General features: G+C 33.8%; 14 protein-coding genes. 13 read left to right on the top strand and 1 reads right to left on the bottom strand.

All coding sequences use genetic code 11. The features are described from left to right. Positions 1 to 8715 (bottom strand): PKD-like domain-containing protein (locus tag U0D62_RS14865; RefSeq protein WP_322288096.1); only part of this gene is annotated, 8715 nt, incomplete at its 3' end. Between the two features lie 974 nt (positions 8716 to 9689). Between U0D62_RS14865 and U0D62_RS14860 the strand changes: the two genes are divergently transcribed. From U0D62_RS14860 to U0D62_RS14800, 13 genes are all read left to right on the top strand, one after another. Next, entirely contained in the window at positions 9690 to 10262 is a 573-nt protein-coding gene (locus U0D62_RS14860; RefSeq protein WP_322288095.1) for a hypothetical protein, read from the top strand. 10 nt (positions 10263 to 10272) lie between these two features. Then, positions 10273 to 10866 (top strand): acyltransferase, encoded by a 594-nt coding sequence (locus tag U0D62_RS14855; RefSeq protein ID WP_322288094.1) that lies wholly within the window; start codon positions 10273 to 10275, stop codon positions 10864 to 10866. 71 nt (positions 10867 to 10937) lie between these two features. Continuing rightward, the gene (locus U0D62_RS14850) at positions 10938 to 11912 is read left to right on the top strand and encodes a Gfo/Idh/MocA family oxidoreductase (protein ID WP_322288093.1); all 975 of its coding nucleotides are present in this window, start codon (positions 10938 to 10940) and stop codon (positions 11910 to 11912) included. A gap of 37 nt (positions 11913 to 11949) precedes the next feature. After that, positions 11950 to 13395: a lipopolysaccharide biosynthesis protein gene (locus U0D62_RS14845; RefSeq protein ID WP_322288092.1), complete on the top strand. Its 1446-nt coding sequence runs from the start codon at positions 11950 to 11952 to the stop codon at positions 13393 to 13395. Continuing rightward, positions 13392 to 14222 (top strand): FkbM family methyltransferase, encoded by an 831-nt coding sequence (locus U0D62_RS14840; protein ID WP_322288091.1) that lies wholly within the window; start codon positions 13392 to 13394, stop codon positions 14220 to 14222. Before U0D62_RS14845 ends, U0D62_RS14840 begins: the two co-directional genes overlap by 4 nt. Then, positions 14223 to 15314, top strand: a complete 1092-nt coding sequence (locus U0D62_RS14835) for a glycosyltransferase family 4 protein (protein WP_322288090.1) — start codon at positions 14223 to 14225, stop codon at positions 15312 to 15314. It begins immediately after the preceding gene. Continuing rightward, positions 15314 to 16723, top strand: coding sequence for a glycosyltransferase family 39 protein (locus U0D62_RS14830; protein WP_322288089.1), 1410 nt, complete (start codon positions 15314 to 15316; stop codon positions 16721 to 16723). The genes U0D62_RS14835 and U0D62_RS14830 overlap by 1 nt, the downstream gene beginning before the upstream one ends. 11 nt (positions 16724 to 16734) lie before the next feature. Further along, positions 16735 to 18504: an asparagine synthase-related protein gene (locus U0D62_RS14825; protein WP_322288088.1), complete on the top strand. Its 1770-nt coding sequence runs from the start codon at positions 16735 to 16737 to the stop codon at positions 18502 to 18504. Then, a complete protein-coding gene (locus tag U0D62_RS14820) occupies positions 18473 to 19537 on the top strand; it encodes an ATP-grasp domain-containing protein (protein ID WP_322288087.1) in 1065 nt (354 codons plus the stop codon). The genes U0D62_RS14825 and U0D62_RS14820 overlap by 32 nt, the downstream gene beginning before the upstream one ends. Before the next feature lie 17 nt (positions 19538 to 19554). Further along, positions 19555 to 20472, top strand: coding sequence for a glycosyltransferase family 4 protein (locus tag U0D62_RS14815; RefSeq protein WP_322288086.1), 918 nt, complete (start codon positions 19555 to 19557; stop codon positions 20470 to 20472). Continuing rightward, positions 20469 to 21473 (top strand): lipid II:glycine glycyltransferase FemX, encoded by a 1005-nt coding sequence (locus U0D62_RS14810; RefSeq protein ID WP_322288085.1) that lies wholly within the window; start codon positions 20469 to 20471, stop codon positions 21471 to 21473. Before U0D62_RS14815 ends, U0D62_RS14810 begins: the two co-directional genes overlap by 4 nt. Before the next feature lie 11 nt (positions 21474 to 21484). After that, positions 21485 to 22552: a DUF354 domain-containing protein gene (locus tag U0D62_RS14805; RefSeq protein WP_322288084.1), complete on the top strand. Its 1068-nt coding sequence runs from the start codon at positions 21485 to 21487 to the stop codon at positions 22550 to 22552. Then, complete coding sequence (locus tag U0D62_RS14800; RefSeq protein WP_322288083.1) at positions 22549 to 23307, top strand: hypothetical protein; 759 nt, start codon at positions 22549 to 22551, stop codon at positions 23305 to 23307. The genes U0D62_RS14805 and U0D62_RS14800 overlap by 4 nt, the downstream gene beginning before the upstream one ends. Position 23308 lies beyond the last annotated feature (1 nt).

Genomic DNA, 23308 nt, shown 5'->3' with positions numbered 1-23308 from the left:
ATCGTCACCACAAATGGTTTGTGTTGGTGCTGTTGCAACAAAAGGTTTAGGATTGATTGTAACTGTAAATGTATAATCATCACCAATACATCCGTCGGGACTTGTAGGTGTAATAGTATAGATTACGGTTTGTACCGCTCCGGAGATATTGACAAGAGTATCTGTGATACTGGTGTTGGTGCTATTCGCAGTTGTTTCCCCCGTTACATTAGGATTATCTGCAGCACTCCAACTAAAGGCAGTTCCGGTAACATTTACATCTGTTGTGAGATCGTGATTTAGCGTATCGTCACCACAAATGGTTTGTGTTGGTGCTGTTGCAACAAAAGGTTTAGGATTGATTGTAACTGTAAATGTATAATCATCACCAATACATCCGTCGGGACTTGTAGGTGTAATAGTATAGATGACCGTTTGTACGGTTCCAGAAATATTGATAAGTGTATCTGTAATGCTGGTATCGGTACTATTCGTAGTTGTTTCTCCTGTTACATTAGGATTATCTGCTGCACTCCAACTAAAGGTAGTTCCTGTAACATTTACATCTGCTGTGAGATCATAATTTAGCGTATCGTCACCACAAATGGTTTGAGTCGGTGCTGTTGCCACAAAAGGTTTAGGATTGATTGTAACTGTAAATGTATAATCATCACCAACACATCCATCCGGACTTGTAGGTGTGATAGTATAGATGACCGTTTGTACGGTTCCAGAGATATTGATAAGTGTATCTGTAATGCTGGTATCGGTACTATTCGCAGTTGTTTCTCCGGTTACATTAGGATTATCTGCGGCACTCCAACTAAAGGTAGTTCCGGTAACATTTACATCTGCTGTGAGATCGTGATTTAGCGTATCATCTCCACAGATGGTTTGAGTAGGTGCTGTTGCAACAAAAGGTTTAGGATTGATTGTAACTGTAAATGTATAATCATCACCAATACACCCGTCGGGACTTGTTGGTGTAATAGTATAGATTACCGTTTGTACCGTTCCGGAGATATTGACAAGAGTATCTGTAATACTGGTATCAGTACTATCCGCAGTAGTTTCTCCCGTTATATTAGGATTATCGGCAGCACTCCAGCTAAAGGTAGTTCCGGTAACATTTACATCTGCTGTGAGATCGTGATTTAGCGTATCATCTCCACAGATGGTTTGAGTAGGTGCTGTTGCAACAAAAGGTTTAGGATTGATTGTAACTGTAAATGTATAATCATCACCAATACATCCGTCGGGACTTGTAGGTGTGATAGTATAGATGACCGTTTGTACGGTTCCAGAGATATTGACAAGTGTATCTGTAATACTGGTATCAGTACTATTGGTAGTTGTTTCTCCAGTTACATTAGGATTATCTGCAGCACTCCAGCTAAAGGTAGTTCCGGTAACATTTACATCTGCAATAAGATCATAATTTAGCGTATCGTCACCACAAATGGTTTGGGTTGGTGCTGTTGCAACAAAAGGTTTAGGATTGATTGTAACTGTAAATGTATAATCATCACCAATACATCCGTCGGGACTTGTTGGTGTAATAGTATAGATTACGGTTTGCACGGTTCCGGATATATTGACAAGTGTATCTGTGATACTGGTATCGGTACTATTCGCAGTTGTTTCTCCTGTTACATTAGGATTATCAGCAGCGCTCCAGCTAAAGGTAGTTCCTGTAACATTTACATCTGCGGTAAGATCGTGATTTAGCGTATCATCTCCGCAAATGGTTTGAGTTGGTGCTGTTGCAACGTATGGTTTAGGATTGACTGTTACTGTAAATGTATAGTCATCTCCAATACATCCATCCGGACTTGTTGGTGTAATAGTATAGATTACGGTTTGCACGGTTCCGGATATATTGACAAGTGTATCTGTGATACTGGTATCGGTACTATTGGTAGTTGTTTCTCCTGTTACATTAGGGTTATCTGTAGCACTCCAGCTAAAGGTAGTTCCTGTAACATTTACATCAGCAGTAAGATCGTGATTTAGCGTATCATCACCGCAAATGGTTTGAATTGGTGCTGTTGCCACAAAGGGTTTAGGATTTATGGTAACTGTAAAAGTATAATCATCTCCCACACATCCATCCGGACTTGTTGGAGTAATAGTATAGATGACTGTTTGTACTGTTCCAGAAATGTTTACTAGTGTATCTGTAATACTGGTATCAGTACTACCCGCAGTAGTTTCTCCTGTTACATTAGGATTATCGGCAGCACTCCAACTAAAGGTAGTTCCGGTAACATTTACATCTGTTGTAAGATCGTGATTTAGCGTATCATCACTACAGATAGTTTGAGTGGGTGCTGTTGCCACAAAGGGTTTAGGATTTATGGTAACCGTAAACGTATAATCATCTCCCACGCAACCATCCGGACTTGTTGGTGTAATAGTATAGATGACCGTTTGTACTGTTCCAGAAATGTTTACTAGCGTATCTGTAATAAGATTAGTAGTTGTTAGTACGGTAGTTTCTCCGGTTATATTAGGATTATCTGCAGCACTCCAACTAAAGGCAGTTCCGGTAACATTTACATCTGTTGTGAGATCGTGGTTTAGCGTATCATCTCCACAGATGGTTTGAGTCGGTGCTGTGGTCACAAAAGGTTTAGGATTGATTGTAACTGTAAATGTATAATCATCACCCACACATCCGTCGGGACTTGTAGGTGTAATAGTATAGATGACCGTTTGTAGGGTTCCAGAGATATTGATTAGAGTATCTGTAATACTAGTATCAGTACTATTGGCAGTTGTTTCTCCGGTTACATTAAGATTATCTGCGGCACTCCAGCTAAAAGTAGTTCCTGTAACATTCACATCCGCAGTAAGGTCGTGATTAAGAGTATCGTCACCACAAATAGTTTGAGTTGGTGCTGTTGCTACAAAAGGTTTAGGATTTATGGTAACCGTAAATGTATAGTCATCCCCGATGCATCCATCTGGACTTGTTGGTGTAATGGTATAGATTATTGTTTGTAATGTTCCGGATATATTGACAAGTGTATCTGTGATACTGGTATCGGTACTATTAGCAATAGTTTCTCCTGTTACATTAGGATTATCCGCAGCACTCCAGCTAAAGGTAGTTCCTGTAACATTTACATCTGTTGTAAGATCATAATTTAGCGTATCGTCACCACATATGGTTTGAGTAGGCGCTGTTGCGACAAAAGGTTTAGGGTTTATAGTAACTGTAAATGTATAATCGTCTCCCACACATCCGTCGGGACTTGTAGGTGTAATAGTATAGATGACCGTTTGTACTGTTCCGGAGATATTGATTAGTGTATCTGTAATACTGGTACTGTTACTATTCGTAGTTGTTTCTCCAGTTACATTAGGATTATCTGCGGCACTCCAGCTAAAAGTAGTTCCGGTAACATTTACATCTGCTGTGAGATCGTGGTTTAGCGTATCGTCACCGCAAATGGTTTGAGTTGGTGCTGTTGCCACAAAAGGTTTAGGATTTACGGTGACAGTAAAGGTGTAATCTTCTCCAATACACCCATCAGGACTTGTAGTAGAGATAGTATAGATTACGGTTTGTACGGTTCCAGAGATATTGACAAGTGTATCTGTAATACTGGTATCAGTACTATTGGCAGTTGTTTCTCCAGTTACATTAGGATTATCTGCAGCACTCCAACTAAAGGTAGTGCTAGGTATATTAACATCTGCTGTGAGATTGTGGCTAAGAGTTTCATCACTACAGATAGTTTGAGTAGGGGCTGTGGCAACAAATGGTTCAGGATTTACAGTTACCATATAGGTATATGCAAATGGATTAGAGCTACAGCCTAAATTACTTTCAGGTAAAATTATATATACTACTGTTTGTACCACTCCAGAAGTATTTATCAAAGTATCTGTAATTATACTATCGGTACTATTAGAAATTGTTTCTCCGGTCACATCTGGATTGTCATTTGCTACCCACATAAATGAGGTTCCAGGAATATTAACATCTGTATTTAGATCATGATTGAGTGTTGTGTTACTGCAGATAGTTTCGATAGGATCATTTGCAACATATGGTTCTGGACTAATTGTTACCGTAAAGTTGAAACTATCTCCTATACAGCCATCGGGACTAGTAGGAGTAATAGTATATATTACGATTTCTACAACACCAGAAATGTTGACCAATGTATCAGTGATGAGATTAGTAGTTGTAATAGCAGTTGTTTCTCCAGTTATATTAGGATTATCTGTAGCACTCCAACTAAAGGAACTTCCTGTTAAATCGACATCCGTAGACAGATCATGGTTAAGTTCGGTATCACTACAAATAGTTTGGGTTGGTGGCGAAGCTACAAACGGTTCAGGATCGATAGTAACAGTAAGTGTAAAATCACTCCCTACGCATTCATCAGGGCTTGTTGGCGTAATAGTATAAATTACTACTTGTTGGATTCCGGAAATATTAGTTATAGTATCGGTAATAATTGAACCTGTACTGCTAGAAGTTGTTTCTCCGATTACATTGGGATTATCGGCAGCGCTCCAATTAAAGGAGCTTCCAGCAATATCGACATCTGGACTAAGGCCATGATTTAGCGGGACATCGCTACAAATTAATTCTGTGGGATTGGATAATGCTGAAGGTGGAGGATCTACTGTTATGGTTAATGTATAAGAAACACCTGTACATCCTGTAGTATTGACTGTTGGAGTTATAGTGTAAATAACTTCTTGAGGAATATTACTGGTATTGATTAGCGTATCTTGAATCCTGTCATCGGTACTAGTGGTTATAGTTTCTCCAGTTACATTGATATTATCCGCAGCTGACCATGAGAAATCAACATTATCATTAAAATTGTCAATATGTGAAATTAAATTTCGATTTAAAGTGTCTCCACTACAAATAGAAGCTGTTCTTGCTAATATTTCGGGATTAGGAGAAGGCTGTACAATAACACTATAAGTGTATATTTCTACAATAGATGAGGTTGCATCCGTTCCAGTAATAGTATAAGTAATTTCTCTATCCGATGTAGTTACATTTGTTAATGTGTCTGTAATAACAGAAGCGGTAGAAGTAGAAGTTGTTTCTCCTGAAACAAGAGGATCATCGGTCGCTGACCAGCTAAAAGATACAATAGATGGGTCTACATCTAGAGTTAAGTCATGAGATAAAGTATCGCCTCCACAAATGATTTCGAAAGGATTTACTGTTATGATTTCGGTATCCGTTAGATCTGATGGATCTGCAATACTTCCAGTTCTTGGAGTTGCACTAGCGGTTACAGTGTTTGTAATATCGGATTGATTTAGAATATCAGTAGTTGTTATCTCATATTCTGCAGTCCATTGTGCAGTTTGCCCAGGACCTAATTCATCTACATCATTATCCAAAGCATCATCAGTTCCTGTAGTACTTTGTAACGTAATATTTCCCAAACTTCCGGTTCCTGAATGTATGTCTGAAAGACTAACTTCATCAAAAGTTACATTTCCTGTATTTGATACAGTATAAGTATAGGTGATTACCTGCCCTTCAATCACATTACTGTTGTCATCTGCTGATTTTGTTACACTAATTGCAGGTACTGATATTAGAGGAACCACGGTAGGGTCATCTATTATTGATGTAGGATCATCAGGATCATCAGATATATCTGTTACGCTACCAAGACCGGGATCCAGAGCTCCAACAGTAGCTAAATTGGAAACCTGTGCTACGTCCAAATCTTCTTGCGTAATTATATGTGTCGCTTCGAAGGTTGCTGTTTCTAAAGGAGCCATACTATCAACAACATTGTCTCCTCCGGCATCAGTTCCTGTAGTGCTTATGAGAGTAATAGTATCTGCATTGGGATCTACTAAGTTTATGTTTGTTAAAGTTACATTTCCAACACTGGTAGCAACAATCGTATAGGTTATAGTTTGATTGATGGCGTTATAAGGACCATTAATTGGGGCATCATCAATTTTAGTAACATCAAGTTGTCCAAATTGTGGTATGCTTACCACAGTTGGATCGTTTGGTGCTAAAGTAGTTGGGTCATCAGAAATATCAGTTATAATAGCTCCTTCTACAGGTTCTGTGCCAGTAACCGTTGCAGAATTAGTTGCGGTTCCATTATCAAAATCTAATTGTACAATAGTATGAGTTGCCGTAAATACTGCTGAAGCTCCTGCAGGCAGATTTGCTACAGATGAAGGATTTAAGCTTCCTGGATCAATATTTGGATCCGTAATCGTGACATTATCCAAACTTACATTACCTGTATTAATTACAGTAAGTTCGTAGGTTATGACTTCTCCAAGTGCATCGTACAAACCATCAGCTGCTGGTTGTGCGATTTTTTCTAAAACCAAAGAACCTTTCTGGTCAATTGGTGTTATTGTAGGGTCACTAGTTGTTGAGGTTGGATCATCAGGATCATCAGAAACATCAGAAATAACAAAACCATTAGATAATGTACCTTGAGCAATTGCAGAATTACTTACTTGATCGGTTTCAATATCGGCTTGTGTTATAGTGTAAGTGGCAGTAAAATTGGCAGATGCTCCTATCCCCAGATTGCTTACAGTAGCAGGAGATAAACTCCCACTATCAATTAGAGGATCAGAAATGGTAACAGAAGGGATTATTTGATCTCCAGTATTTGTGACTACAAAATTATAAGTGATTATTTCACCAACAGTATCGTAACTTCCATCTGGGGCAGGGCTATCTGTCTTTGTAATTTCAAGCTCATTATTTATAAGAGTAACAGATTCATCGGGATCATCTGTTAAAAGATTAAAATCAGTTTGATCCTGAGTATTGTTTATAATATTGGTAACAGTGGTTCCAGCAGTAATTTCATTCACAGTAGTTTCTAATATGAGTGTATGGATTTCTCCGGGAAATATCGTTCCAATAGTCCAATCAGGAGAAGTCCACGAACCAAAACTAGGAGTACTATTCGTGATTGTAAATTCAGGAGGTAGTACATCATTGATTACTAGATTTGTAACAGGGTCAAAACTAAAAGATTCTACTTCAATTGTAAAAATAACAGTATCACCTTCTATTGCGGTATTAGTATTTGATGTTTTAGAAATTACGATTTCAGGGTTACAATTATAAACAGATAAGATCGCTGAGCTATAGGTGCATGTACTTCTTGTAACTTCTACAAAAAAATCACCTGGCTCTGTAGGCATGTATGTACTATTAATTTCTCCTACTACGGGAGCACCATCTTTATACCATTGATACGCATCAAAATCACCAGAAACTTCAAAAATATCTGCAGGCAAACATCCTCCTCCGGTAACATCTACTTCGACTACAGGAACAGAATCAAACCCAGAAAAATATCCGGCAATACCGGCATTTCCGCTAACACCAAAAAAACCAACCGCAATGGGACCTGTTGAGTTTACTATAATATTACCTGTTAATCCAGACACCGTTATCGTTTTCCAATCAGAACTTCCTGTTGCGTTAATTATAGGTATTGATGCAGGCAAACTCACAGTTCCGCTATTATCGGTTACTATGATATTAGCATCAGGTGTAGTTGCAGCAGCTGTTATTGCAATTCCTCCCGTAAAATCTAATCCAGCTACATTTTGAATATTATGGATATTATCTAAATCTGGTGGTAATAAACAATTTACAGGAGCAATGAAATTCATTCCTCCTGTTTGATTACCGCTAGAACCAGCGATATTTTGATAAGCGTACACTTCTTTAGAAGTGGTTACATACATATTGCCTCCCATTGTTCCAGAAGAATAGTTGGATCCTGGGATGACAAAGTAATCTCCGTTATTGATAGTAGCAATAGGAGATGCGGCTCCATTTACATAAATTTCTGTATTGTTTTGGGTAGCAATTATTATTGGTGTTTCATTAACATTTGTTCCTCCTGCCCGCACAAAAACATATTCTCTACCCAGAACATTTTCAGGAACCGGCTGATCAATACCAGCGTCTCTACTATTTGCACCTTCTAATGGAGCCGCGTTAAGATTTCCATTAGAAATAACAATAGGAAGATTAGATTGAACACTAGCACCCAACCAACAATCGATATTAGCATTACCATTATTTCTTGGCGCTTCCAAAACATAAGACTCACCCTCTTGCAATATTATTGATACACTGGTAGCTCCTCCAGTAGGATAACCATCAGCATCATTGCCATTCCTGAAGGTACATTCATCTCCAAAATCAAAAATATTAATTGTTGTTCCGTTTTGAGTAGCCATAATACCTAAGGTGGCATTAAGCGTATTATGACCATTTCCATAATTAGGACGACCACCCCATTTAAAAGAAGTTCCAATTGCTTGTCGCCCTTTTGAAGTTAATGAGGTAGCTTGTGAATTTGATCTCCCTCTATAATTAAGATAAAATTTCTGACCTCCTGATGATTCAGCCCTTATACCGGCATTGTTTAATACCTGACCAGTATTGGCTGTACTTATTAATGTTATTCCATTATTTCCATTGCCCAGTGTGTAGGATTGTGAATTACTATTAGATAATCCGGATATTGTTGCAATGGGGGTTGTATTAGTTCCTCTATAAATATTAACATCAAAAGGAGTAGTTTCGGGAGTAGAAAAATATAATCGTTGTTGATTGATAGATCCGGTGCCTCCATTTCCTTGTTTTAAGGGCGGTAAATAGTGTAAATCACTAAGCTGAGCGCTGAGAAATACAGGTATAATTAATAACAGAAAAAATGCGTATTTTTTTACCATAATGAAAAAGCAATAGTAGTAGTTGTATAAACCAAAGAAAGCTCCGAACTAAAATTTTGAACGGATATTAGTAAATACTGTGATTAATGGAACAGCACGCAAAACAATGACGAAAGGAATATTAGCGTGAAAAATAAATTTGGGTTACTCAAAGTTAATTAATAGATCGCTTAGTTGCATACGTTTAAACCTCAAATATAAGGTAGTTTAAACGTTGAAATAAGGGATTTTTCCCCAAAATATATCTTTTTTTAACTATTATTTTATATGATTTTTGCAGATTTGATATTTGTAGATTTATAATATTCAAAAAGACAGATTAAATTGAGTTCGAAACCTAAATTGTATTATCCTATATGGTGCATTATTAATTTTTAATGTTTTCTTGTTTTTAGTAACTTCTATTTGTTGATTTATTTTATCATCGATTATGGTTTAATTATTGATAAACAATGGTTTATGTGTATTTTTTAATTAAAAAAATGAATTCTCCAAATGATTTTATTTGTTTTTGATTGATTACTATTGTTGAATAAAATCTACCATTTTTTTATATAGTGTCTATCATTGTATAGGAATTACTAATTCATTTCAAAAATCTGTATAAAAAAAAACTTAAAGTGAGATATTTTTCATATTTTTGACACCTCTTCACAAAAGAATATAATTTCTTAAAATATTGTAGATTACGTGATTAACATAAATATTTTGAGGCTTATCTATATATGAATAAGGGAAATTTCTCCTAACTTTATAACAAATTCATTACTTACGTAAATGTACTCTCATACTGCAACATTAAAAAAGTTGGTATTTGATTATTAAATAATATTACTATAGAGTTAAGTCAAAACTCAATCACCTCATTATTTAAATTACCCTACATCAAATATTTAATTGACCATATATCCTTTGTAATAAGGATATGTAAAAGGTAAACACGTCTAAAAATTTAAAAAAGTAGCACCATTTATATGGATTTAATTAAAGTATTAACCCTGCTTTTTTTTATCATAAAAGGTGGTACCATATTTAGTCAAGAATATGATCCATGGATATTAGGAGTTGGAGTCAACATAGTAGATAATTCTGGTAGTCGTTTTGACGAATTACTGGATGTAGAGAATAATTGGAACCTCTCAAAACTGATAAAAGGATCGATAGAAAGAAGATTTGAATATGATTTTGGAGCTGTTATGGTTTTATCTATTAATGAATTCGACAGAGGGAAAAAGATAAACAGTGTTATTAACAATGAAAGAGTAAACTACTTTGCAGTTGATATTATGATTAAAAACTATACATCTAATTATTGGAAAGATCCTAGACACTCTAAATATGATGCGTATATCATAGGCGGATGGGGAGGTAATTTTTTTGATTGGGTATTGAATAATAGCATCAATGTAGGAGTAGGATTAAATATAAAAATAAGAACATATACCTGGCTTAATTTTCAAACGATAGGAAAATTTTCTATTGACAATAATACACCAGGTAATGCCAATCACCTACAACACTCTGTATCTGTAGTCTTTTGGTTATAAATTATAATATATGAAGCAAAACTATTTTTCGCACGAAACCGCAGTAATTGATGAAGGATGTTCTATTGGAGAACAAACCAAGATATGGCATTTCTCACACATAATGTCAGACTCAATAATTGGTAATAAGTGCAATATCGGCCAGAATGTAGTGATATCTCCTAAAGTTGTTTTAGGAAACAATGTGAAAATCCAAAACAATGTATCTGTATATACAGGCGTGACCTGCGAGGATGATGTTTTCCTGGGGCCTTCTTGCGTATTTACCAATGTAATTAATCCTAGAAGCGCTGTGAACCGAAGAGGTTCATACAGCAAAACCAATGTAGGTCAAGGAGCTACTATTGGTGCAAACGCAACGATAGTTTGTGGCAATGATATAGGAAAATATGCATTTGTAGGAGCAGGTGCAGTTGTTACCAAAACCATTAATGAATATGCATTGGTAGTAGGAAACCCTTCAAAACAAATCGGATGGATGAGTGAATACGGACATCGACTACATTTTGATGATGAAGGAATTGCGATCTGTCCAGAAAGCAAAGAAATTTATGTACTAAAGAATAATCTAGTTGTTAAATCAAAAAGTAAACAAATGGTTTAAAAAAAAGATACTGATTCCCCCATTTTCTATGAATACAATAACATAATCGATGTTTAAAAATATTAAGAATTATGAATAAAAATTTTGCTATGATTGGGGCTGCAGGATATGTAGCACCAAAACACCTACAAGCTATTAAAAAAACGAATAACAATCTTCTGGCAGCACTGGATAAATTTGACAGTGTTGGTGTTTTAGATAGTTATTTTCCAGAAGCTAATTTCTTTGTTGAGTTTGAACGTTTTGATCGTCATCTCGAAAAGATGAAAAGAAGAAAAGGGATTCCTATTGATTACGTAAGTATTTGTACACCTAACTATTTACATGATGCCCACATAAGAATGGCACTTAGAAGAGGAGCTCATGCTATATGCGAAAAACCATTAGTATTGAACCCTTGGAATATCCAATCTCTTATTGAAATAGAGCAAGAATCCGGTAAAACAGTGAATACCATTCTACAATTGAGACTACATCATAGTATTATCGCATTAAAAAAAATGATAGAAAATGGTCCAAAAGATAAGATCTATGATATTGAGCTAACATATCTAACCTCAAGAGGCAATTGGTATAACAATTCCTGGAAAGGAGAAATAGCCAAGTCTGGAGGAATTGCAACTAATATCGGGATTCATTTTTTTGATATGCTTCTTTGGATTTTTGGAGGAGTAACAGAAAATATTGTGCATAAACACGACCCCTACAATGCTTCTGGGTACTTAGAATTAGAAAGAGCTAGAGTTAAGTGGTTTTTATCCATCGATTATAATAATATACCTGAATCTGTAAAACTTAAAAATCAAAGAACATATCGTTCGATTCAGGTAGATGGAGAAGAGATAGAATTTAGCTCAGGCTTTACAGAACTTCATACAAAAAGCTACCAAAAAATCCTTGAAGGAAACGGATTTGGGTTAAGACATGCCAAACCAGCAGTTCAATTGGTTCATGATATAAGAAATGCCGAAATAAGCCCGCTTAGAGGTGATTATCATCCATTGCTTAATAAACTAAATGGGGTAAAAGAATACTCTGGAGTATAGTAATCCCATTAATTACCAACTAATTAATAGATATTAAGTGACGATTTTAAAAGAAAAAACCACTACGGGGTTAGTCTGGAGTAGTTTGGATAAACTTCTTACGCTCTTTATACAGTTTACTCTTGGCATTATATTGGCCAGGATTTTACTGCCAGAAGATTATGGACTAATCGGAATGATTGCAATTTTTATTGCTATATCACAATCTGTTGTGGATAGCGGATTTTTTACAGCTTTGGTTCAGAAAAAAGATGTAAATCAAACCGATTATTCTACAATATTTTTCTTTAACATCGTTGTTGGCTGTTTTCTATACCTGATCTTGTTTATAAGCGCAGGTTTTATAGCAGATTTTTATGAAACTCAAATTCTGGCTGACCTTATAAAGGTAATAGGTTTAAATGTTATTATAGTATCAACAACTATTGTACATAAAGCATACATAACAACCAAAATTGATTTTAAAACACTTGCCATAATAAATATAGTTTCAGCCTTGATGGGTGGTGCTGTGGGAATATACTTGGCAATGACTGATTATGGTGTTTGGGCATTAGTTTATCAATCATTGGTAAGAAGCCTGGTAATGGCCGTTCTATATTGGTTACTTAATAACTGGAAACCAGATATAATATTTAATAAGCAATCCTTTAATGCTCTTTTTGGTTTTGGTTCTAAGCTTATGTTGTCAGAATTACTCAAAATCTTCTTTAAGAATATATATCTAATAATTATTGGTAAAATATATAAAGCCGAAGAGTTAGGGTATTTTACAAGAGCAACTTTATTTAAACAAATTCCTTCTACCTTAGTTAATACAATCCTGCAAAGTGTTACATTTCCTGTTCTTGTAAAGGTTATTGATGAAGATTTAAAAGTAAAGAACCTACTTGAAAGAAGTGTTAAATTAACTGGATTCGTTCTGTTTCCGGTTATTTGTATACTTATCTTTTATTCAAAAACTATTATTTTAATTCTGCTAACTAGTAAGTGGCTTCCTACCGTTATTTTATTACAGATATTATCCTTAGAAATTATATTTCATCCATTACAATACATCAACCTTAATTTTTTAAATGCCAAAGGAAGATCAGACCTGTTTTTGAAATTAGAATTTATAAAGAATGCGCTCATAATCGTAGCAATAATTTCTACTTATAAATTTGGTTTGATCTGGATGAGTATAGGGTACGTAATAGTTTCATTTCTAGGATTTTTTATCAATACTCATTATACCAAAAAATATATAAAATATTCTGCAGTCGATCAATTAAAAGATTTGTTTCCATATCTGGTTGTTAGTCTAATAGCAACATACTGCGCGTCCTTTATAAGTGATTTCTTTTCTAATGAATTTGCACAATTACTTTTAGGTATTAGCCTGGCTATGGTTCTCTATCTTTTACTGTCGCGCTTATTAAAATTTAGAGAACTCATCGAATTACAAAACCTGATAACTAATAAAATTTCGACAAAAAAATGAAACAACTGATAAAAAAAATAGTGGCAGGTATTATCAATGCCATAATCGAGTTAATTCCGGGTAAAAAGAGCAAAGCTGGATTTTTAGGAATTATTAGCAAAGTGTTAATGAACAACAATAATAGTGTTGAGTATGATAAAGATTATGATATGTATTGGCTTAAAAATAAAGAGCAATACTTATATCTGGTAAAAAAACCATATTTCAATTTTAGTAAAGACAAGCTTTATAAAAGTATAGAAAGGATTGCTTGTAAATATTATATACCTAAAAAAGGAGATGTAATAATAGATGTGGGAGCTGGAATAGGAACTGAGACTCTTTATTTTGATGAAAAAACCGAAAACTGTGGTAAAATATATTCGATTGAAGCTAGTAAAAGCAGTCATCAAAAACTAGTAGAATTATGTGCTAAAAACGGAATAGAAACTTCAGAGAACCTAAATCTTGCCATTACTAATAACAATCAAAAATTATGGATTGAAGAAAGTAATAATTATCAAGTTGATGCAGTCAATTCAGAATCAAAAGGGGTTCAAGTAAACGGAGTAACCTTAGATCATTTTATTCAGGAAAAGCAGATTCAAAATATAGATTTTTTAAAAGTAAATATTGAAGGGTCAGAATTACAAATGATAGAAGGAATGAAAGAAGCTATTAAAATCACCAAAAATATAGCTGTTTCCTGTCATGATTTTCTTTTTGATGAAGATCGCCAGATTAAATCCAAAGTTTCAGAATTTTTAAAAGCAAATAATTTTCAAGTATTGTATAACTATACAGGGCATAAAGTTGTGGATAGTTGGATTTACGGAAGACAAGTATAGATGAAAATCATTCATATCATATCGACATTAAATATCGGCGGTGCCGAAAACTTTGTTGTACAACTTGCCAATCAACAGGTTGTTGATAATGAGGTGTTGATTGTTGTTACAGGAATAACAAATACAGAAGAAAATTATATTAATCATATTGATGATAGAATCATAGTACATCAACTTCAATGGTTAAAAAAATATAGTGTTAAACAGTTTTTCCAGCTTAATTCTCTGATTGGAAAATTAGGACCTAATCAAGTATTTGTTCATCTTCATAACCCTCTATATTATATCTATGGTGTTTCGTTCCTCAAACCAAAGTTGGCCTATATTCATACGATACATAGCAGTTTTGAAAATTGGAAACCTATTTTAAAATACCTTAATAAACTTCGGTTCATAAATAATAAGATTTTACATGTATGTGTTGCTAAATCTATATACAAACAACTCAAGCAGAGTTTTCCAAAACTTAGATCGACATATATCAATAATGGGATCAAAAGTTATCATGCTCAGAGAGAACCGGTTCAAATAAAAACATTCTGGAATAGCTTTTCTATTAAGCCACAAATAGGGCAACGTTTCTTGGCAATAGGAAACATCAATAAGCATAAGAATTATAAAATGCTGGCACAGAGTTTTGAACAAATACACGCAAAATATCCCAATTCAATGTGTATTCATATTGGTAATGAGATGGATCCAATATTAAGTGATGAACTTAAAAAAATTAATGCTCCTAATGTATTCTTAGCGGGAGCAAAAAATAATGCTGCAGATTTTTTATCAGAAGCAGATGCCCTTATCGTAAGCTCTGTACAAGAAGGAATGCCAATAGTAGCTCTTGAAGCTTTATCTATGGGAGTTCCGGTAATTACAACTCCTGCAGGAGGTTTAAAAGACCTTATAATTAATGAAGTAAATGGATATTTAATCGACGACTTTAAAGCATCCTCTTTGACAGAAGCAATCATCGAGTATATAAGACTGAGTAAAGATGAAAGAAAAGCATTGAGTACTAATGCCAGAGTTTATTTTGAACAATTCTACGATATAAGCAAAGTATGTGAAACCTATCAAAACAAATCGGCATAATGTATTGGACAAAAGGAAATACAAATGTTTTTATATTTTTTGCAGTAGCAGTTTTACTGTTACACATCATTGCATTTCCAAATTATATTATGCCACTACCGATTTTGTTGACAGGTACAGGAACTATCTTTTTTTTCGTAGTAGGGTTACAGTATTATTCTAATGCCTGGCAAAAAAGAGATAGCTTCATTCAAAGAATATTTCTGCATAGTTTGCTTTATAGATTTGCTGCCATTCAGATATTGTATTTACTAACATATTTCTATGACCCTGCAAACCTACCGATGGAGATTCATGCGCAAGATTCCTGGAATTATCATTATTCAGGAACTATGGTTGCAGACGCTCTTGATGAGGGTAGGCCTATTTCGATGGCTCTGGCTCAAATATGGAAAAGTGAAACGGATTATGGCTTTGCGACGATAATAGGATTTATCTATTATTTGTTTGGTAAAAACATATTATTAATCAAGTTATTTAATGCATTATTAGCAAGCGTTACAGTAGTTAGAATATATCAAATATCTCGTTTTCTATATGACGAAAAACGAGCTCGACTTGCGGGTATAATAGCAATGCTAATGCCTTCTTTATTATGGTTTACCGGATTTTATTTAAAAGAAACCACATTGATCTTTTTGATAGTCAATATTGCCTATCTCACGCATAAGATTATCACAAGTAAAGAATATAGGGTGTTAAATGCACTTGTGATCCTGATTCATTTTGGAGTTATTTTTTACTTCAGAGTGATATTGGCTCCTATTATTATGACTTGTGTCATTTTACAAATACTTCTTCATAAAACATCAAGTAGAAATTATAAGATATCTGCTATTTCTGTTTCTATGCTGTTCGTTATAGGTAGTTTTTTGGTAATGAAAGAGCTTGGAATGGATAAACATATAGAAACAGCTATAGAAGCAAGTCAGGATCAATTTGGAAACGAATTAAGCGATACTTCCAAAAAAAGAGGGGTTACATATGCCGCAGCTATAATAAGTCCATTATTGATTGCGGCTGCAATTATAACTCCTTTTCCGTCATTGTTAAATTTTGAAGCTGCCCAAATAGGAATTTACTCACATTTCCAAAATGAAATTATTAGAAACTGTCTGTACTTTTTTGTGTTCCTCGGGCTCTTTAATGTATATAAAACCAGGAATAAATCGGCCATTTTTGTTGGCAGTTTTGCTCTTATTTACATCATGGTTCTGGCAGTTTCAGGAATATCTTTTCAAGATCGTTTTCAAATATTAGCATTACCGTTTTTAATAATTTTTATGGCAGATGGTATTGCTACTAAGTACCCTAAGCGTAATAAGCATTGGATACAATATCTGTCTGTGATATTTATGACAATATTATTTTGGAATTTATTTAAACTATCAAACAGAGGATTAATCTAAACTGATGAAGAATGAATGATTTTATAATCGTAAATAAAGATTTTATCCATAAACTTTCTAAAAAGGAGTCTATACAATTAACCAATGACTGGTTCCTGTTTAGTTCTAAAAAAAACTATACAGAGTATAATATAACAGGTGCAAAAATAATTATCATAGGAGATTACCTGGATTCTATACAAGATTTTTTTACTGTCGCAGATAATGATATTCCAAAACAAAGAGGACATTTTTATGCTATAATAATTAAAGGAAATACAATTAAAGTGTATAACAGCTTATTTAGTATGCTTCCAGTTTATTATTGTTCTCGTCACTGTTTTATCTCTTCATCAATAGATTTGATAAAAAATCATTTAGAAGATCAATTAGAAATTGATAAGAAGTTTATTCTAGAAAACCTTCTGTTTAATTATGGATTTTTTAATAGAACCTTGTTTAAGCAAATTAATCTGTTGCCTAGTCATACTTTCATAACTCTTAGAAATAATAAGATAAGATTATCAAAGCATATTTCGATGAAAGATTTATTTGTTCTCTTTCCGATGAGAGGAGAGAAAACTGCTCGAAAACTGAGCGATCTTTTTATAGAAACTACTAAGAAATACTTCCCTGATAAACCATTTCAAGTTGCGTTTACAAGCGGGTTTGACGGTAGAACTTTGGTGAGTTGTGCTACACATCATCAAAAACAGTTTGAAACATTTTCATTTGGAAGACCAGAAAATGATGATGTTACTATACCACAACAAAATAGTGAGTTTTTGAATATCCCTTATCAGTATTTTGATCTTGGAGAAGAGTCATATGTTCAATCAGATTATTATCAAAATGCAATTGAATATACATCCTCTGGATATTTAGGAAATGGATTTTTATACCCTCACTTTCTTTATAGCACAAAAGAAATTTCAAAGAACACAAACTATCTCATATCAGGAGCGGCAGGAAGCGAATTGTTTAGAGCATTACATAATACAGGAGCTGTAACATCTCAAGCCCTGGTGGATGTATTTAAATTAAATGATGAAAAAGAAATCAGAGAAGCTCTTAAGAACGCAAAACCTTTAGAAGTACTAAACCAAGAGGAGTTTAGAGAAGAACTGGACGAACTTATTGAGGAAGTTATAGCTTATAAACAAGAATTGCCTTCAGACCTTTCTATGAATCAACGTTTTTATGTTTTTGTATTCGAAGAAATATTCAGAAAGTTTTTTGGACAATGGATCACCCTTCAACAAAAATATCTAAATGTAAGAACCCCTTTCCTGGACTATAATTTTGTAAAAGAATTACTAGCTACTGGTTACGCAGGGGCTAATAATGATTTTTTTACTAAAAATCCAATAAAACGAATGAAAGGGCAATATCTGTACTCAGATATAATCCGAAAAACGAATACTCATATATACCATCAAAAAACAGGAAAAGGATATCGTCCAATTGATGTAAGAGATCCAAGGTACATTCATAACATCATACTTCCTTTCTTAAACAAAAGATTTAAAAGAAAAGTGGCCAAAACTAATTTAGACAATTTAGGAATCATTTCTGGAATTAAGGCTAATCGAAAAAAAATATCTGAGATCCTGCAAAAGAATCAAGGAATGTTTAATACTAAGATTTTAAAGGACCTACAAGATAATTTAACACCATACACTCCAGAAAAAAAACGTGACACCTTACTAATGTCAATAGCCCTAATACATAATATATCATCAAAATCTTCCAACTTAAAAACAGAATACTATGAGCTCTATAATAGCATTAATGGACTATAAGTCAAAGTTTGGTTCAAAACATTTTGATATTCCATATCGTAGTGGGATGGATAAGCAAAAGCTGTCAAACTATTTTGAAGAGATGGATTATACTATAGAATATAAATACCTTCATGATATTGATCTGGAGAATGAAAACTATGAAGGTCAAAATATCATTTACACATCTTCTGAAGATATAGGATACAAGTATAAATCATATATAGAAGACATTATCTATTCATTAGAATTATCAGGAGCCCAAGTAATCCCTAATTACAAGCACCTTAGAGCAAACAATAATAAAGTTTTTATGGAGCTAATGCGTCAATATTTGAAGCTGACAGATAATATAAAAGCTCGAATGTTTGGATCAATGAAAGATTTATTAATGAATCTTGATACAGTAAATTATCCGGTAGTATTTAAAACATCTGGTGGAGCTTCGGGTACAGGTGTTTCTTTGGTGGAATCTGAAAAAGAACTTATTACAAAAGTAAAAGAGGTTAATCAAAGAAACTATCAAACTGATTTTAGAGATTATGGGCGTGCGCTTAAGCATAAAGGGTACATCAGAGAATCTCTTTATCGACAAAAATTCATTTTACAAGAATTTATTCCTGATCTCAAGAATGATTGGAAAGTTTATGTTTTTGAAGAGAAGATGTACATTTTTAAAAGACCTCTTTTAAAAGGAAGAGGCATAAAAGCTAGTGGAGGAGGATATGATAATTATTTCTATGGACTACAAGCAGAAGCTCCAGAAGGATTGTTTGATTATGCACAAAGTATCTATAACAAAATGGATGTGCCTCACCTTTCTATTGATATAGCTTTTGATGGAAAAGAATTTTATCTAATAGAGTTTCAGTCCTTGTATTTTGGAACAGCAGGGATTCCTTATTCTGATGGATATTTTACAAGAAAAGAAGATTCTTGGGATTTTATAACTAAAAAACTGGATATCGAAAAAGTATATGCTGATAGCATTGTATCCTATTTAAACAAAAAAAAGAAAGTAAATAAAGCCTACAGTCTTAGTGCTCAATCGTAAATCAAATTTGTGATATTATGGAAATACTATTTGTAAGTAGCGGGAATACAAAAAATGGAATATCACCTATTGTCTTTAATCAAGGAAATTCATTAAAAGAAATAGGACATGAAGTTTCTTTTTTCACCATAAAAGAAAAAGGAATCAAAGGATATTTCAAACATATTTTTGTGCTTAAAAGATTTCTTAAATCAAATACATACGATGTAATACATGCACACTATTCTTTAAGTGCTATTGTTGCTGCATTAGCTGGAGGAAAACCGCTGGTAGTTTCATTAATGGGGAGTGATGTTAAAGCATCTCCTTTACTAAAATATCTTATCAAGATATGTCATTTTTTATTTTGGAAAAAAGTGATTGTAAAATCACAAGACATGAAGTTATCGTGTGGAATTGAAAAAGCATCAATTCTTCCAAACGGAGTAGATTTCAACAAATTTGTTCAAATCCCAAAACAAGAGGCATTAAAAATTACGGGCTGGGATCAAAAGAAAAAGCATATACTTTTTGCAGCCAATCCTAATCGTAGAGAGAAAAACTATGCACTTGCTCAAAGATCTTTTGAGTTAATCAACCAGAAGGATGTAGAACTGCACGCATTGATAAATGTTCCTAATCAGGATATGCCTGCTTATTTTAATGCAGCAGATGTAGTAATACTTACTAGTCTCTGGGAAGGATCACCCAATGTAATCAAAGAAGCTATGGCTTGCAATTGCAAAATTGTAGCAGTAAATGTCGGAGATATAAAAGAGATAATAGGAGATGCAGCCGGATGCTTTGTAACAGGGTTTGATGAAAAAGAAATAGCCAATTGCTTAGAACGCGCATTGGAATTTTCAAGAAAACCAGACGGAAGATTTCATATCCCTCACTTAAATGCTGAGGTTATTGCCACAAAATTAACCAACCTTTATAAAGAAGTATTATGATGACCAATACTTTAACCATACATGACAGTGTTTTCAAACTCAGTTCAGAACAAATCGAAGAACTGATGCAAAATGAATCTGCTAATTTTTTTCAAACAATAGAAGCACTTCATTTTTTTAATACAGTAGGCCTGGAAACATTTTCCTATGCAATCGAATATGATAAAAAAATAACTGCTTTTGTAGCAGGCATAGTACAAAAAGAAAAAGGAATCAAATCTTCATTTACTAGCAGAGCTATTATTTATGGAGGTCCAATCATATCAAAAGATGTAGAAAAAGAGCACATAGCAGAATTGTTTAAAACCGTTGTTAAACAGCTTAAACATAAGGTTATTTATATAGAAACGCGCAATCTCAATAATTATAGTAACCATAAAGAAGTGTTGAAGGAAATAGGTTTTGAGTATCATCCACATCTTAATTTTCATGTGACCTGTGATACCCAGGAATTAGCTAAAAAAAGATTGAGCAGTAGTAAACTCAGACAAATCAAAAAAAGCCTAAAAGAAGGAGCAGAAATAAAAGAGGCTACAACAGAATCAGAAATCGCAGATTTTTATGAAATACTGAGTAATCTATATAAGACAAAAGTAAAAACTCCATTACCAGATCTATTTTTCTTTACCACATTATGGAGTCAAAGAATTGCTAAAATTTTTCTGGTGTTTTTTAATAATGAAGTAATAGGAGGAATTGTTTGTCCTTTCTTAAAAGATAAGGTGATTTATGAATGGTATGTCTGTGGTAAAGATGGGGTTTATAAAAACATCTATCCCAGTATTTTGGCAACCTGGTCGGCAATACAATATGCTTGTGAAAACCAGATTCCCCGATTTGATTTTATGGGAGCAGGTAAACCAGATGAAGATTATGGCGTTAGAGAGTTTAAATCAAAATTTGGAGGAGAACTTGTTGAACATGGGAGGTTTGTTTATGTAGCAAATCCATTCCTGTATAATTTGGGAAAGCAAGCAGTAAAAGCATTAAAAAAATGGTAATACAATAAACAATGAAAATTCTAATCGACATAGGTCATCCGGGACATGTTCATTTATTCAGGAATTTTGCATACTGCATGAAAGAAAAAGGTCATGAATTTCTTTTTACCTGTAGAGAAAAAGAGTTTGAAATTGAGCTTTTGAAAGCAGCCAACCTTCCGTTTGTATCCTTTGGGAAAAAATACAATAGCACTTTTGGTAAAATTTTGGGGTTGATAAAATTTGACATCCTTGAACTAATACAAGGACTAAAATTTAAACCAGATATTTTTATGAGCCACGGGTCACCATATGCAGCACACGCCGCCGCCATTTTAAGAAAACCACATGTCTCTTTAGAAGACTCGGGTAATTGGGAACAAATGAAATTATATCTTCCTTTTACTTCGTGTGTCCTTACTCCAGATGTGTTGTTTGAAGATTTAGGTAATAAACAAATTAGATATCAATCATATCATGAATTAGCATATTTACACCCTAATTATTTTGAAACAAAAAATAACCAGCACAAAATTCTAAACCTTACCCCTGATGAAAAATATGTAATTGTACGTTTTGTGTCTTGGAATGCTTCTCATGATAGAGGGCACAATGGTTTTTCTGAAACCGAAAAAGAAAGAATAATTGATTATCTGGCTAGTCGATATAGAGTGTTCATTACTTCAGAAGGGTATTTGCCAGAAAAGTATGAATCCTATAAAATAAAAATTGCTCCAGAAGATATACATGAAGTTTTGGCGGGTGCAGAATTGTTTATAGGAGAAGGAGCAACAATGGCTGCAGAATCTGGAGTGTTAGGAACTCCTTCAATTTATGTTAATTCTATAAGAAGGTCTTATAATGAGGATCAAGAAAAGTATGGGTTGGTATTTAATTTTCAGAATGAAAAAGGAGTCTTTGAAAAAATTAAAGAAATAGAAAACATTCCTGATCGTAAAAAAACTTTTGCTGACAGACGTGTTAATCTACTCAATGATAAAATAGACATCACTGCTTTTATGGTGTGGTTTGTAGAAAATTATCCTAAGAGTAAAGATGAAATAATAAATAATCCACAATTACAATTTTCATATAAATGATTGATTTTACTGTTCAAAAATATAGAGAATTCTTAACCTCATTGATTGAAGATAATTATGAGTTTCAGACTTTTGAAGAATTTATATCCAATCCTAAAAAAAGGAGCATTGTACTAAGGCACGATGTGGATTTACTTCCTGCTAATTCTTTGGCATTTGCAAAAATACAAGCAAATAATAGAGTTCAAGGAACATATTATTTTAGAGCGGTTCCAGAGAGTTGGGATGAAAGTATTATTAAAGAAATATCTGAGCTAGGGCATGAGATCGGTTACCACTATGAATGCCTGACAACCACCAAAGGAAATCTTGAATTAGGGATTAAGGATTTTGCAACCAATTTAGAAGCTTTAAGAGCATTAGCTCCTGTAAGTACTATCTGTATGCATGGATCTCCGCTATCAAAATATGATTCTAAAGATCTTTGGCAAACCTATGATTATAAAGAGTATGGCATTATTGCCGAACCATATTTTGATGTAGATTATAATCAGGTTTATTATTTAACTGATACAGGGAGAAAGTGGGATGGTCACAAAACAAGTGTAAGAGATCGTGTAGAAACCAATTTCTCAAAAACCTATCATAGAACTTCAGAAATTATCAAAACCGTTGATGCCGGTATTTTTCCAGATCAAGTCATGTTTACATTTCATCCACAACGATGGAATGATAATTTTATTAAATGGAGTAAAGAGCTGATTTTACAAAATGCAAAAAATGTAGTTAAAAAACACTTTTACGTTAATCACTAAT

Source organism: Aquimarina callyspongiae, assembly GCF_034322225.1.
GTDB lineage: Bacteria > Bacteroidota > Bacteroidia > Flavobacteriales > Flavobacteriaceae > Aquimarina.
The sequence above is the reverse complement of the archived record's forward strand: the minus strand, read 5'-3'. Positions and strand labels throughout refer to the sequence as shown.